General features: G+C 39.0%; 13 protein-coding genes. 10 read left to right on the top strand and 3 right to left on the bottom strand.

The window, feature by feature from the left end:
• The first annotated feature begins 4 nt into the window (after positions 1-4).
• Genes rimM through ABDZ97_RS06315 form a run of 3 tightly spaced genes read left to right on the top strand, consistent with a single transcriptional unit; the run spans position 5 to position 3,421 of the window.
• Complete coding sequence (rimM, locus tag ABDZ97_RS06325) at positions 5-559, top strand: ribosome maturation factor RimM (protein ID WP_343785745.1); 555 nt, start codon at positions 5-7, stop codon at positions 557-559.
• Entirely contained in the window at positions 559-1,275 is a 717-nt protein-coding gene (locus tag ABDZ97_RS06320) for a tRNA1(Val) (adenine(37)-N6)-methyltransferase (RefSeq protein WP_343785743.1), read from the top strand. Before rimM ends, ABDZ97_RS06320 begins: the two co-directional genes overlap by 1 nt.
• A gap of 40 nt (positions 1,276-1,315) precedes the next feature.
• The gene (locus ABDZ97_RS06315) at positions 1,316-3,421 is read left to right on the top strand and encodes a PrsW family glutamic-type intramembrane protease (RefSeq protein WP_343785742.1); all 2,106 of its coding nucleotides are present in this window, start codon (positions 1,316-1,318) and stop codon (positions 3,419-3,421) included.
• A 4-nt stretch (positions 3,422-3,425) separates the two neighbouring features.
• Here the strand turns inward: ABDZ97_RS06315 and ABDZ97_RS06310 are convergent, their stop codons facing one another.
• The 3 genes from ABDZ97_RS06310 to ABDZ97_RS06300 form a co-directional block, all read right to left on the bottom strand.
• Positions 3,426-4,223, bottom strand: a complete 798-nt coding sequence (locus ABDZ97_RS06310) for a sterol desaturase family protein (RefSeq protein ID WP_343785741.1) — start codon at positions 4,221-4,223, stop codon at positions 3,426-3,428.
• A 3-nt stretch (positions 4,224-4,226) separates the two neighbouring features.
• Positions 4,227-5,090, bottom strand: a complete 864-nt coding sequence (locus ABDZ97_RS06305; RefSeq protein WP_343785740.1) for a prolyl oligopeptidase family serine peptidase — start codon at positions 5,088-5,090, stop codon at positions 4,227-4,229.
• 98 nt (positions 5,091-5,188) lie between these two features.
• Positions 5,189-5,626, bottom strand: coding sequence for a peptidylprolyl isomerase (locus ABDZ97_RS06300; RefSeq protein WP_343785739.1), 438 nt, complete (start codon positions 5,624-5,626; stop codon positions 5,189-5,191).
• 113 nt (positions 5,627-5,739) lie between these two features.
• Between ABDZ97_RS06300 and bshC the strand changes: the two genes are divergently transcribed.
• The 7 genes from bshC to glsA all read left to right on the top strand — a co-directional run bounded on the left by bshC (position 5,740) and on the right by glsA (position 14,216).
• Positions 5,740-7,317 carry a bacillithiol biosynthesis cysteine-adding enzyme BshC gene (gene bshC / locus ABDZ97_RS06295; protein WP_343785738.1) on the top strand — a complete coding sequence of 526 codons (1,578 nt, stop codon included), beginning with the start codon at positions 5,740-5,742 and terminating at the stop codon, positions 7,315-7,317.
• Between the two features lie 82 nt (positions 7,318-7,399).
• Positions 7,400-8,161, top strand: a complete 762-nt coding sequence (locus ABDZ97_RS06290; protein ID WP_343785737.1) for an ABC transporter ATP-binding protein — start codon at positions 7,400-7,402, stop codon at positions 8,159-8,161.
• A gap of 1 nt (position 8,162) precedes the next feature.
• Entirely contained in the window at positions 8,163-9,362 is a 1,200-nt protein-coding gene (locus ABDZ97_RS06285) for an ABC transporter permease (RefSeq protein WP_343785736.1), read from the top strand.
• Positions 9,349-11,760: a TonB-dependent receptor gene (locus tag ABDZ97_RS06280; RefSeq protein ID WP_343785735.1), complete on the top strand. Its 2,412-nt coding sequence runs from the start codon at positions 9,349-9,351 to the stop codon at positions 11,758-11,760. Before ABDZ97_RS06285 ends, ABDZ97_RS06280 begins: the two co-directional genes overlap by 14 nt.
• Before the next feature lie 4 nt (positions 11,761-11,764).
• Positions 11,765-12,721, top strand: coding sequence for a DUF4249 domain-containing protein (locus tag ABDZ97_RS06275; protein ID WP_343785734.1), 957 nt, complete (start codon positions 11,765-11,767; stop codon positions 12,719-12,721).
• Between the two features lie 81 nt (positions 12,722-12,802).
• Positions 12,803-13,375 carry a DUF2064 domain-containing protein gene (locus ABDZ97_RS06270; protein WP_343785733.1) on the top strand — a complete coding sequence of 191 codons (573 nt, stop codon included), beginning with the start codon at positions 12,803-12,805 and terminating at the stop codon, positions 13,373-13,375.
• Between the two features lies 1 nt (position 13,376).
• Positions 13,377-14,216 carry a lyso-glycine lipid O-acyltransferase GlsA gene (gene glsA / locus ABDZ97_RS06265; protein WP_343785732.1) on the top strand — a complete coding sequence of 280 codons (840 nt, stop codon included), beginning with the start codon at positions 13,377-13,379 and terminating at the stop codon, positions 14,214-14,216.
• Positions 14,217-14,219 lie beyond the last annotated feature (3 nt).

Here is a 14,219-nt window from a genome sequence, read left to right as displayed (position 1 = left end):
AAAGATGACGAAAGAGGAATGTTACTTATTAGGTAATGTCGCCCGTCTCCACGGGTTCAAAGGTGAAGTAATGATTTACCTGGATGTAACCGAGCCTCTTGAGTATAGCGAATTGGAGTCAGTTTTCGTGGATATTCACGGACAACTGACTCCTTTTTTTATTGAATCTATTCAGATTCAGAATAAGAATTTTGCCCGTGTTCGGTTTGAAGGTGTGACCACCGAAGAAGAGGCAAAAGAGATTTTGAAAAAAGAACTATACCTACCACTTTCATTTCTCCCTGAACTGGAAGGAACTTCTTTCTATGATCATGAAGTTATAGGTTTTGATGCGGTAGAAACCCATTTTGGACAGGTTGGAAAAGTGATTGCGATTTTAGATCACGCAGCTAATCCGCTTATTCAGATTGACGCCAAAGGAACGGAGGTGTTAATTCCGCTTTCTGTTGATACGGTGTCAAAAGTCGATCGATCAAATAAAGCGCTTCATTTTACGGCTCCTGAAGGATTAATAGAACTCTACCTGTCTGGAGAAGAAGCAGAAGATAAAGATCAGTAATGTCACTTTTTCGTTTCAAACATTTTTCTGTAGAGCAGGAAGGGTGTGCAATGAAGGTTGGTACCGACTCTATGATTTTTGGTGCCTGGCTGGAAGTGGATCCTTTGCCGAAAACTATTTTGGATGTAGGGACGGGTACCGGGGTACTGTCACTTATGATGGCGCAAAAGTATCCCCATGCAGAAATTAATGCAGTTGAAATTGATACAACAGCCTGTCAGGTAGCACAAGCAAATTTCAGAACTAATCAGATAGGTGAAAATTGTTCGGTTTGGGAACAGGACTTTTTGGTACTGCCTGAAGACAAAAAATATGATATGATTCTTTCAAATCCTCCGTTTTTTGAGAATGCCTTGAAATCGGGGATAGAACAAAAAGATAAAGCGCGTCATACGGATTCTTTACCCCTATCTTCCTTTTTTGAGAAATCGTTCCGGTTGTTAGCCGACGGAGGTGCTTTAGCGTTGATTCTCCCGGTAGATACAATGGATAAATACAAAGAAACGATTACTGGCTTCTACGTACATTCTGAATTAACGGTGTATGCAACAGAAGTGTTAGTGAAGAGAATGTGTGTTGTTTTCAGGAAGTACCCTCCCTCCAAAATGAAGAAACAAAGTTTGGTTGTTCGGGAAAAAAACGGAATGTATTCCGATGCCTATATTGAACTGACGAAAGAATTCCACGGAACAAAATTGAAAAAATCTATCTCCTGATTTCTACTTCCGAACTGATTTTTTTTCGCATCATTGTACTATGAATATTATGGTTATCTATTCTGTTATTATAGCTGTAGTTATAATAACGACAATTTATCGTAGAAGAATACTGAAACCTGAAAATCAAAACAAATCATGGTACTATAACAATCGTGTACTTGTTGCTTTACTTGCAATGGTTATTATTCCGGTTATAACACTAAACGTTTTTATTCCGGATAAAGAGAACCTGACCCCTGAAGAGGCAATTTCGTTGGGGAGCAAATATGAAAACAGAAATTTATACCTGAGAGGGTTGAGAGAAAAGGCGATAGCCAGCCCCAATGATATACGGGCGCAAATTGAATACATTCAGGAGTTTTCCTATAAACAAACAGAAGCTGAAATAAACTGTAATACTCTTATCAATCTGTATGGTGATTCGGAAGAGATACATAAGCGAATGGCTTATGAATACGCGATGTACTTTTGCGGAGAGAAAGAGATGAATATTGCTTACCTGAACACACTTCCCGATACAATGGCGTATGTCAACTTCATGAAGTCAGTTTACTATATTCAGAATAAACGACCTGCAGAAGCTGAAGTGTCTTTACTACAAGAGGAGAGGGTAAATCCTGGCTTTGAACAAACGTATATGATGCTTTACCAGATGTATTGGTTGGAGACTTCTGATTCTTTGCAGTCACTCATGCAAAACAGGGATAGAAGTAAATACTTACCGAATCAGATTCAGAATGATTATCATTTTTTGAATGGAAACTGGGAGCTTTATTTTATCAATTTACTGGATTGGAGGCTTTCCGGAGTAGGGCTGTTTACGTTTATAGCGGCTTTTGTTATCTCATTCATTTGGGTTGTCTTTTTGCGTACAATGGACATGTATAACCGGGAAAAATGGCGGGATATTTTGATCGTATTTGTGTTAGCCTGTTTTTCGACTTTCTTATGCCTTCCGATTTATGATTATGCCCGGTTAGTTGCCAATTGGACCTTGAATGGGGACGTATGGAATGATTTCATGTATTGTACGGTGGTTATTGGTGGAGGAGAAGAATTGGTAAAGGTAATCCCATGGATTCTCTTTGGTATCTATGCGAAAAAACTGCGGGAGCCATTCGATTATATTCTTTATGCCTCTGTTTCTGCACTTGGTTTTGCATTTGTAGAAAATCTGATGTATCTGGAGCATTATGAAAACATAGTGGTACGCTCAATTATGTCAACTGTCGGACATATGTTTGATGGGGCTATTGTAGCATACGCCTTTATCATAGTCCGGTTCCGTATGCCCAAAGATTCTGCCTGGAAATGGCTGGTTATTCTTGGTGGTTTCGTAGTATCTATGTTGGCCCATGGGTTTTATGATTACTGGTTGATAAGTCCTGCTGCAAAAGGTCTTAGTGCGGTAACCATTGTGTTCTTTCTGTTATCATTGCGTGTTTGGTTTTATTTCAAGAATAATGCGATGAACCATTCTCCTTTTTTTGCGGGAAATCAAAAATTCAGAATTACATTACAACAGGATATACTGACCATTTCGATGGTGACTGTCTTAATGCTACAGTTCATTTTTATGAGTCTGGAGGTAGGAGCTTTAAGTGCGATGCCAACTTTCATCAGCGGTGCTGTGTATGTTGGAATTTTTGTTGTATTTATTTCTGTAGAGTTGGACAACTTTAAATTGGAAAGAGGAGTTTGGAAGCGTTTCAATTTGAGGCGAAAGTTCGGCTCGGGAAAACTGAAAAGATTGTTACACTATTTCAGTAATCATGGATATACTACTCAGGATTCAAGAAGGGTGGTTACGAATCTTTCCGGGTTGAAATTACGTCTTTTCGCACCTAAAACGAATCCGTACCTTGGAGATAAGTTACCGGTTTCCGGAGAATGTATTCGAATGATTGAGGTAGGAGGTAGCCCGGATTGGTATGTATTCAAGCTAAACAAACCTGTTGTATTCGGGAGTTATGTTCAGGATACGATTATAGTCCGAAACAAACGATCGGATCAATCATTGACAGAAGATAAAGTAGAAATTTATTTTATGTTCATCCCATACCCTGAGTTATTGACCAGAAGCAAAATAGCGATTGAAGAACTCCGCTATGCGGGAAGGGTATATTCACGACCGATTGAATAAAAGACTATTCGTTATTAGATTGAGTTTTCTCAAGAAAAACGGTTTCGAAGTCAGTACTTTCTGTTTGCAGAATCCGGTCATAAAAAGTGAAATATAAACCGAAGTTTTTTGTGTAGTATTTGTGATGCTGACTATGGTGAGTCGCTCCGATTACCCATTTTCCTATTCCGGTTCGGGCCATCCACCCTGGATAAATCTCGATATTGAGATGGTTAATAGTAGCGGATACGGTCATCAATACCAGTAGAAAAAATAAGCTGTAAATATGTAAGGGAACAATTAGTGTTACCAATGGGATGATGATAGCCTGTAGCAGAGTTTCCAGTGGATGAAAAGAAAAGGATGTCCAGGCAGATGTGATGATACTGTCATGGTGTACTTTGTGAAAGTGTCTGAATACTTTTGGGTGATGCATCCACCTGTGCAGAAAATAATAGTAGGTTTCATGCAAGAATAATACCAGTAGTATACTCAGTGGAATATACCAGATGTCGTGAAGAGAAAACTGATCGTATAGTAATGTTTTATTTTCGGTATAAGCGTATAAAAGCAGGGTTCCGGATATAGCAAAAATAAAGGATGATAAACACGACCACATTACTTCTTTCCATTTTTGCGAAGGCGGACGCAATGAAGTATTGATTTTTCTTGTTGTCATGGAATTCTGCAAGATACGGTCAAATACAAGGATGAAAACTCCACAAATCAGAACATAGCGAAAAAATATAGCAAAGAATGTTACTAATGTGAAGCGCAAAACCGATACCGGATTTTCAAAATTAATAATGTCCTCTAATGTCATTTGTTACGGATTGTATTCTTCCAGAAAGGTTGCTGTCTGCTGTATACTTTGAATTGTAACCTGAGTAGTAAAACCATGTCCCTCTCCAGTAAAAAACTGGTGGAAATGAGGAACGGAATACGTTTGTAAGGTGTCTAATAATAGTTCACTTTGACTCAGGGGAACCACGTCATCATTTGTGCCATGAAAAAGAACGGTGGGAACCGAATTGGAAGTGATATAATTGATCGGACTGGAACTGGAATAAAGTTCAGGTAAATTTGCAGGTGTACCACCGGTTAAGGTCGATAATACATAAGTGGAGAACCAGTTATAATTATAAAATGAAGCTAGTTCAGTAGGAGGGAAATAGCTGACTGTAGCTTTAATAAAACCATTGGTATTGTGTTTATACGCCTGAAGAAGACACAAGTGCCCTCCGGCACTGGCGCCGGCAATGACCGCTTTATCCGAAATATTCCATTCGTTCAGATGAGATTGAATATATTCTACCGCCAGTTGAATATCGTTTTCCTGATCGGGAAACATATGGTCAGTAGTAGAGGAAGTATATAATCTGTAATTTACAGAAATATAAGCATAGTCCGGTAAATAGTAATCCAGAGATGATTTGAGGTTAGCAAACTCAGATTTGTCTCCTTCCATCCATGCGCCGCCATGAATCCAAATGAACAGCTTGGTTGTCTCACTGGTGCGTCCTGCGGGAAGATAGACATCCATCCGGTTTCTTTCATCCGGTCCGTAAGAAATGTTTTTTAATACTTTTTCCTGAGAAGTATCATTCACAGGGTCTTTTTCCTTCTTTTTACAAGAAACAATCAATGTTCCGAAAATAAAGAGATAGAGTAAGAAAGGAATTGTTTTCATACTTTGCGTTTTGGATAAAACGCTGAAAAATAGGAAAATATTTTTAGTAGTAAAAGGTCCCGAAGGAGAAAATAGTCACCTTCGGGATGTATTTGAAGTTATGCTTCGAAAATCTCAATCTTATCGATAGTATCACCCTGGCGTATAGCATCCAGTGTTTCCAGTCCTTCAATCACTTTTCCGAAAACTGTATGATTTCTGTCAAGGTGTGCTGTGTTTTTACGACTGTGGCAAATGAAAAACTGCGATCCTCCTGTATTTCTACCGGCGTGTGCCATAGAAAGAACGCCTCTGTCGTGAAACTGATTGTCTCCGTCCAATTCACAGTCAATACTGTATCCGGGACCACCTGCACCAGTTCCGTCCGGACACCCTCCCTGAATAACAAAATCAGGAATAACGCGGTGCCAGTTTAAACCATTATAAAATCCGTCGTTTGCCAGTTTTTTAAAATTAGCTACTGTGTTAGGAGCATCCTTCTCGTAAAACTCAACAATCATTTCACCTTTGTTGGTTGTTATTTTTGCTTTTTCCATTCTATTCGTTTTGTGCAAAAATCACCATTTTTTTTCACTCCTGAATGGTTTTACCGGAATAAATTCCTTTTACTCTTCCGTCTTGCAACAGGTAGAATCGTTACCTTTGTGGCATGCAAATTGAACGAATAAATCGCAGCGAATTACCTTTTTTTTCGGAGTTACACTGCAAGTTAGCATATCAACAAGAGGCTTTACAGGGATTTTTGGGGACGCCTTTTTCCAAAGAAGCTTTTGGTGAAGTAATGAAAAGAAAAGATCGCCAGTATACTGCTGATAACAGGTCACGTCTGGTAGAGGTTCTTAAAGAGCAATATAATCGTTGGGGAATAGAACAAAGTGATGCGTTGACCCGTTTGTTGGATAATTCTACGTATACGGTTACAACAGGGCATCAGCTTAATCTGATGACAGGACCGTTGTTTTTTATCTATAAAATAGCTCATGTTATCAAATTGGCTAAAGAGTTGAAAGAGGAGTATCCGGATAAGAATTTTGTGCCAGTTTATTGGATGGCTACCGAGGATCATGATTTTGAAGAAATCAATCATTTTCATCTTTTTGGGAAGAAGATAGAGTGGCATACCGGACAGTCAGGACCTGTAGGACGATATGAAGCGGAAAACTGGGATCGTTGGCAACAAGAGGTCTTTGATCTCTTTCCGGATAAAAAAGATGAATTAGAACTATTGTTCAGTCATTATTCTGGAGATAATCTTGCTGAAGCTACCGGGCGATTAGTACAGTATTTGTTTGGTAAATATGGTGTGGTGATCATTGATGCGGATCACGCAGACCTAAAGAAACTATTCAGAAAGACTATGGCAAAAGATCTGGTTAGTTCTTTTGCTTTTCATCAGGTTGAAAAAACATCAGCGGAACTACATGAAATGGGTTTTAAGTCTCAGGTTATGCCACGACCGGTAAATTTATTTTTTATTGAAAAAGGACACCGTGAGCGACTTGTACCGGATGGAGGAAAAATAAGTATTGAAGGTAAGGGAGAATTTTCTCCCATGGAGTTAATGGATCTGCTGGATAGCCGTCCAGAATTATTTTCTCCGAATGTAGTTCTTCGTCCGCTTTATCAGGAGACGATTCTACCGAATCTTGCCTATATCGGCGGCGGCGGGGAATTGGCTTACTGGTTACAACTAAAAGGTGTTTTTGAAGAAGCAGAAATTCCTTTTCCGTTATTGGGATTAAGAAGCTCTCTGCAATTTATAGATAAGAATACAGCAGGGAAAATTAATGATCTGGGATTGTCATTTTCCGATTTTGCTAAGCGAATAGAAGACTTGCGCAAGGAATATGTTTTGGAAAAGTCAGGAAATGAACTGGATTTTTCTGATGAAGAAACCTTATTGGAGCAATTAGAACAAAGCCTGAAATACAAAGCCGAACAGACTGATGCCTCTCTGGCGGGAATGGTTGGAGGAGAAATGGCGCGATTCCGAAAGTCCCTTGATAACGTAAGAGGGAGACTGTTAAAAGCGGAAAAACAGCGATTTGAAAATGATTTGAACCGGATGGAAAAAATACAGCAGAAATTGTATCCTAATCAGGGCTTACAGGAGCGATATGATAACTTTTTACCGATGTATCTTAAAAATCCAGATGCTTTTGTTGATCAGATTATAGATATAATTCAACCGTTTAATCCTGATTTTATTATTGTGACGGATGAATAGATCAAAAAAAATGTAAAAACACATACGGTTTACTGGCGACTAAGGGGCTGTTTTATATCTTTATAGGCAGAATGAACAGATTATGATAGAAGTTGAAAACTTATACAAAGAATTCACGCTTACTGCCAAACAAAAGAAAGAACTGAATACCAGAGAATCGAAAGCCATTGCAGTTGACGGAATATCTTTTACATGCCAACCGGGAAGAATTTTTTCCTTACTGGGACCAAACGGAGCCGGAAAAACCACGACAATGCGGATGTTGTCGACGATTTATCGTCCAACATCGGGTGGAATTAAAATCGGGGGAGTAGATGCGATAGCATCACCTCAGGAAGCAAGAAAGAAAATTGGTTTCCTAACAGGATCAACAGGATTGTATGCGCGTCTGACACCAAACGAAGTCATTGACTACTTTGGTAAATTGTACGAGGTGCCATCTGCTCAACTCAGAGAAAGAAAACAATACCTTTTCGAATTGTTGAATATGACTGATTTCATTCATAAGCGCATTGGAAAACTGAGTACGGGAATGAAGCAAAAAGTATCGATTTGCCGTACAATGATTCATGATCCTGAAGTAGTTGTTTTTGATGAACCTACCAGTGGATTAGATGTAATTACATCTGCCGGAATTATTCAGCTGATCCGCAATTGTAAAACACAGGGAAAGACAGTAATTTTTTCCAGTCATATTATGTCGGAAGTGGATTTATTATGCGATGATTTGGCGATCATTCATAAAGGAAAATTACTGCATAGCGGAACAATGGAAGAATTCAGGGAAAATATGCAGGAAGATAGTCTTACTGGTGAGTTTATACGAATTGTAAATCAGGGATAACATGAAGCAGATAATCACAATTTTTACAAAAGATTTATTAGAAACATTGCGTGATCGCCGAACATTGATGACAATGATTGTGATCCCGGTACTTTTATTTCCTGTTATTCTTACTGTATTCGTTAACGTTTCAGAAAGCTTTCAAAAGGATGCTATGACGAAGAAAATGATTATTGCTTATGATCAGCAGTTTGAGAATAACCCGATTGTTACTGCGTTGAAAGCTTTACCTGATAGTTTGTCCAACCTTGATTTTGTTGCCGTTTCTGATCCGGCGGTTATGCAGGAACTTGTTCAGGAAGATAGCGTTCAAGCTGCAGTATCTATACCGGCAGGTTTTGATGGAGATATGAAAAACCACAGAACAAGTAAGGTAGAAGTATTTGTAAATGCAACAAAAATTGGAAATAAAGAACGGGTAAAAGGATATCTGGATGCGATCTCTGAAGCGATGCGTATTCAGCGACTGAATGAAATGGAACTGTCTGTTGAGAGTGTGACACCGGTCCAGATTACTTATACGAATACAGCAAGTGACAAGGAAACATTGGGAAAACTTGCAGGGGGAATACTTCCGTATTTATTTATAGCTTTTGGTTTTATCGGATGCATGTACCCGGCTATTGATTTATTTACAGGGGAAAAGGAAAGAGGTACCATAGAAACCCTATTGACAACACCGGTTGAACGTTGGAAGATCCTGATTGGTAAAATGATTGTTGTCGTTTTATCCGGTTTAATGGCGGCATCTCTTGCATTATTCGGATTGTTTATTTCCATAGAGGTCCTGGATTTGATCAAAGATCCAAAATTGCTTGAGATCATGTACAGTATTTTGAGTGGAGAGTTCTTAGGTATGTTGTATTTACTTTTGATTCCTCTTACCGTTTTCTTTGCGGGAATGATGATTCCGATAGCAGTATATGCGAAATCATTCAAAGAAGCGCAGAGTATTATTACTCCACTAAACTTTTTGGTCATTCTGCCTGCAATGGTTGGATTCTTTCCGGGAATAGAGTTGAATGTGGCAACAGCTGCAATTCCTATTGTAAATGTTGTACTGGCTACAAAAGAGTTGATTGCCGGAACACTCGATTTCGGACTACTGATGATTAGTTTTGCAACAATGATTCTTATTGCGGCAGCTGCAGTTTTTGTATCGTTTAAGCAATTTGACAAAGAAACCAATGTGGTACTCTAAAACATATAGTTTTACCCTTCTTGTATTCGTTTTTTTTACTCTTTCAACCGCTTTTGCTCAAAAATATTCGGTTAGTGGTTACGTAAAGGACGGAGAGACGGGAGAGACAATGATAGGAGCACAGGTTTATTTTCCTGAAGTTAATCAGGGAGTGGTAACTAATACCTATGGTTTTTTCTCTATTAGTCTTCCGGAAGGACGATATTTTTGTAAAATATCTTTTTTAGGATTTGACAGCTATACAGATACGATCGAACTCTTAAAAGATATTTCCCTGGATATTTCTCTTCTACCCGAATCACGTGTTACAAGCGAGGTGGTTGTGACGGCCGTAGACGAAAATAAGAATACAGAAAGTACCGAAATGGGGACAATCTCTCTGGATGTTTCACAAATGAAAACCCTCCCGGCTTTTTTGGGAGAGGTGGATGTTATTAAAACAATTCAGCTATTGCCCGGAGTTGCATCAGCAAATGAAGGGGCACAAGGTTTTTACGTCAGAGGGGGAGGTCCCGATCAAAATCTGGTTTTATTGGATGAGGCAACCGTTTATAATGCATCTCATTTGTTTGGATTCTTTTCTGTTTTCAATGCAGATGCGATAAAAAACGTTAATCTTATTAAAGGGGGCATGCCGGCTCAATTCGGAGGAAGGTTAGCATCCGTTCTTGAAGTAAATATGAATGAGGGGAATAACAAACGATTTTCTGTTTCGGGAGGAATAGGTGTTTTGTCGTCACGCCTTACGGTAGAAGGTCCCATTGTTAAAGATAAAGGATCTTTTATTCTGAGTGGACGAAGAACGTATATCGATTTGTTTATGAAAGCATTTGTACCCGAATCGTCAAATTTTCATGGTTCCAGTTATTTTTTTCATGACTATACTGCCAAACTGAATTACAGGATTTCAAAGCGGGATAAAATTTACCTGAGCGGTTATTTCGGAAAGGACAAATTTATATTCAATAATGCAAAAGATGATTTCAGAGTTGAAATGCCCTGGGGGAATGCTACAGGGGTGATCCGGTGGAATCATTTATTCGGAGAGAAATTGTTTATGAATATATCCGGGGTCTTTACAGATTACAATTTTCAGTTTAACTCGGAGCAGGACGAGTTTAAATTTTCATTGTTTTCAGGTGTTCGTGATATAGGAGGGAAAATTGATTTTTCGTATTATCCTACCCCTCGGCATGAGATAAAATTTGGAACGGCATATACTTATCATGTTTTTACACCAACAAGTGTTTCAGCTGAGTCAGCAGATGTAGTCTTCGATACGGGAGATATTCAACGTATTTACGGACAGGAAGGAGCTGTTTATATACAGGATGATTTTGCTGTGACAGAATGGTGGAAAATTAATTTGGGACTTCGGTACTCCTGGTATCAGCATTTAGGTCCGTTTGAACGGTATATAAAAAATCCGGGGCAGGTGAACGATAGTTCGATTGTGTACGGAAAGAACGAAGGAATTAAGTTTTACGATGGGTGGGAGCCAAGAGTTAGTACCCGTTTTATGTTAAAGGACAAATCATCGATTAAGGCTGGCTTTAACCAGGTTACGCAGTATATTCACCTGGCCTCGTTAAGCTCGGTTTCTTTACCAACGGATATTTGGTTTCCGAGTACAGATATTGCAAGACCTCAACGTGGTTGGCAGGCTTCTTTAGGGTACTTCAGGAATTTCTTCAAAGGCATGTTTGAAACTTCCGTTGAAGTCTATTACAAGGGCATGAAAAACCTGATTGAATACCGAGAGGGAGCATTACCGGAACAAACGGTGAATGATAACCCGGATAACTTGCTGGTATTCGGAACCGGGAGATCATACGGAGTAGAGTTTTTTATCAGGAAGAATATAGGGAAGCTGACAGGTTGGGTAGGGTATACTTTATCCAAAACAGAGCGGTTATTTCCCGATTTACAACCGGACTATTTTCCCGCCAAGTACGACCGACGACATGATTTGTCGATAGCATTGACTTACAAACTAAGTGAACGCTGGACATTTGGAGCTGTTTTTGTTTATGCTTCTGGAAATACGATGACACTTCCGGTTTCGTGGTATTTGAATGGAGAACAAATAATGTATGAATACGGAGAGCGGAATTCTACCCGTATGCCAGCCTATCACAGATTAGATTTTTCTGCTACGTGGTATGATAAACCTACGAGAATGAAAAAAGACAAGGCTACAGGAGAGAAAATTGAGGTAAAGAAAAAACTTCGAAGCAATATAAGTATGTCTGTGTATAATGTGTACAACAGACAGAATCCATACTTTATTTATGTCGATACAGATGGTTCTCCTGCAGGAGGAGATTTTCAGATCGGATTGAAACAGGTATCCCTTTTCCCGATCATACCAAGTATCACCTGGAATTTTAAATTTTAGACGCATGAGAAGCAATTATATACTTTTCTGGATTACCGCTTTTCTTTTGCTGGCTTGCGAAAAAGAGGTGAAACTGGATTTGCCGGAATTTCAACAAAAAATAGTCGTTGACGGTAGAATAGAACCGGGAATGCCTCCGATTGTTGTACTGACTCGCTCGCAGGATTTGTATGCACCTACAGATATTAATGCGTTGCAAAACAATTTTGTAAAGAACGCCATTATTACGGTAGATGACGGGACAAATGAAGTTGTGCTGGATGAATTCTGTATGAATAACCTTCAGCCGGAGTTAATTCCGGTTATTGCAGCCGCTATTGGAGTTTCTGAGGAAACACTGCAGCAGTTGAATTTCTGCGCATATTCCACATTTGACCCTAACTTTTTCGGACAGGTTGGAAAAACGTATGGGCTGACCATTGAAGTGGAAGGTAGCACATACACTTCTTCCACAAAAATAATCGACCCTCCGGTGTTGGATTCCGTTTATTTTAAACTTAACGGTGAGTTGGAAGAGCACGGATTCGGATGGATTCTTATTAATGATAACCCCACCGTGTATAATACCTATTTCCTGGAAATGAGAAGAATTCATCAGAATAGTGCCGGCGAACCTGCCGATAGTCGCTTTTTACCGGCTTTTGGTCCGGTGTTTGACGATGAATTTTTTAACGGATTAGTATTTGACTTTGGCTTCGGAAATATGGGGAGCTATGAGGATAATGATATTCCTGACGAATTCAAAGGATATTTTAAAACGGGAGACACAGTTGTTGTAAGAATATCCTCTATGGACTATGCTGCGTATGAGTTTATGAAAATCAAATATATTCAGGACAGTAACGGAGGTAATCCTTTTGCTTCTCCGGCAAATGCCCCGACAAATATACAGGGTGGGGCACTGGGCGCCTGGGTTGGCTTTTCTCCTCTTTTAGATACACTTGCGTGTTATCCCCAATAAAATGTGGATTATTCATTTCCTTATTTATTGCTATAAAATAAGTTTGAAGTAATTTCGCTATATTGTACAAAAAGCAACAGTATGAGCAAACAGGTCACAGATAAACTACTCATTGTTTTTTTGGACTCTCCATTGTCTGTTGATGCACACGAAGTTAGCGCCTGGGATCAATCACTTTTTGAGCAAGTTGAAGAGCATACCTGCGAAGTAGCCCGTTCAGTTGATGCAAGAAGACACGTGTATTATTCTTCAGAGATTATTGAAGACGATAGATGGAGTCGTACGAGGTTTATCAAATATAAACAGTCCGAAGGAGATAAAGGAGAACGTCTGAAAGAGGCATTTCGAAACGGATTTAAAAAGGGATACGGGCGTATTGTATGTATAGGTGTATGTTGCGGTGATATTCATACGCAGGATATTCAGAAAGCATTTGACTTACTCAATACACGAAATGCGGTGATGGGACCATCAACCAACGGTGGATATTACCTTCTGGGACTTTCCTCTCCTTTTGAGCCTATTTTTGATGAGAAACCATGGGGAAAAGATACCCTGTTTAAAAAAACATATCTTGAGCTAATGATGTACAATAAGTCAATTGCATTGTTGGAAGAAAAAGTGATGAAGTCAGCTAAAGATATTGTCGTGTAGTATGAAAAAGAGTGAGTTGACCAAAAAGTTTGTAGATGTTGAAGAGTTAATTCTCTCCAAAAATCCGAAATTGTATCGTCGTATGCCGCGCTTTATTTTGAACTACCTTAAAGCGAAGGTACACGAAGATGAGGTAAATGCCTTTATGGAAAAACATAAAGACAAAACCGGGATCGGCTTTTGTGATGCTATCATTCATGATTTTAATATTGAGATTGAACTGTTCGGGGAAGAGAGAATTCCGCGTGAGGGAGGAGTGATTTTTGTTGCTAATCATCCGTTGGGAGGAATGGATGCCGTAGCTATAGTTTCAGCTTTGAAAGGAATTCGAAATGACCTTCGGTTTATTGTAAATGATTTACTACTTCAGATTAACAACCTGAAAGGACTTTTTGTCGGGGTGAATAAACATGGGAAAAACGCAACGGAATCTTTGCTTTCTGTTGATGAATTATTCTCGTCAGATAAAGCGGTATTTATTTTCCCTGCAGGTTTGGTTTCCCGTAAAATAGACGGTAAAATCAGGGACCTCGAATGGAAAAAAACGTTTGTATCCAGAGCGAAAAAATACAATAAAACGGTTGTCCCGGTTTTTGTTGACGGGAAGTTATCTTACTTCTTTTATTTGTTGTCAACCTGGCGCAGACGATTAGGAATAAAAGCGAATATTGAAATGCTTTTTCTTTCGGATGAAACGTTTAAGCAGAAGAATAAAAAAATAAGAATCTATTTTGGAGAACCTATTCCCTCGGATCATTTTGATAGCTCAAAAAGTGATCAGGAATGGGCAAATGAAATAAAAGAGATCGTTTACAAAGTAGACGATAGTTTTAAGAAATAACTG

The sequence above is a fragment of the Wandonia haliotis genome, from assembly GCF_039523435.1.
Taxonomy (GTDB): domain Bacteria; phylum Bacteroidota; class Bacteroidia; order Flavobacteriales_D; family Crocinitomicaceae; genus Wandonia; species Wandonia haliotis.
Note: the sequence above shows the minus strand (reverse complement) of the source record. Positions and strands in the feature narration are given on the sequence as shown.

Coding starts and splice junctions, on each gene's coding strand:
- bshC (WP_343785738.1), top strand. CDS start 5,740: ATGCAAATTGAACGAATAAATCGCAGCGAATTACCTTTTTTTTCGGAG.
- ABDZ97_RS06305 (WP_343785740.1), bottom strand. CDS start 5,090: ATGAAAACAATTCCTTTCTTACTCTATCTCTTTATTTTCGGAACATTG.
- ABDZ97_RS06280 (WP_343785735.1), top strand. CDS start 9,349: ATGTGGTACTCTAAAACATATAGTTTTACCCTTCTTGTATTCGTTTTT.
- ABDZ97_RS06315 (WP_343785742.1), top strand. CDS start 1,316: ATGAATATTATGGTTATCTATTCTGTTATTATAGCTGTAGTTATAATA.
- rimM (WP_343785745.1), top strand. CDS start 5: ATGACGAAAGAGGAATGTTACTTATTAGGTAATGTCGCCCGTCTCCAC.
- ABDZ97_RS06310 (WP_343785741.1), bottom strand. CDS start 4,223: ATGACATTAGAGGACATTATTAATTTTGAAAATCCGGTATCGGTTTTG.
- ABDZ97_RS06285 (WP_343785736.1), top strand. CDS start 8,163: ATGAAGCAGATAATCACAATTTTTACAAAAGATTTATTAGAAACATTG.
- ABDZ97_RS06270 (WP_343785733.1), top strand. CDS start 12,803: ATGAGCAAACAGGTCACAGATAAACTACTCATTGTTTTTTTGGACTCT.
- glsA (WP_343785732.1), top strand. CDS start 13,377: ATGAAAAAGAGTGAGTTGACCAAAAAGTTTGTAGATGTTGAAGAGTTA.
- ABDZ97_RS06290 (WP_343785737.1), top strand. CDS start 7,400: ATGATAGAAGTTGAAAACTTATACAAAGAATTCACGCTTACTGCCAAA.
- ABDZ97_RS06275 (WP_343785734.1), top strand. CDS start 11,765: ATGAGAAGCAATTATATACTTTTCTGGATTACCGCTTTTCTTTTGCTG.
- ABDZ97_RS06320 (WP_343785743.1), top strand. CDS start 559: ATGTCACTTTTTCGTTTCAAACATTTTTCTGTAGAGCAGGAAGGGTGT.
- ABDZ97_RS06300 (WP_343785739.1), bottom strand. CDS start 5,626: ATGGAAAAAGCAAAAATAACAACCAACAAAGGTGAAATGATTGTTGAG.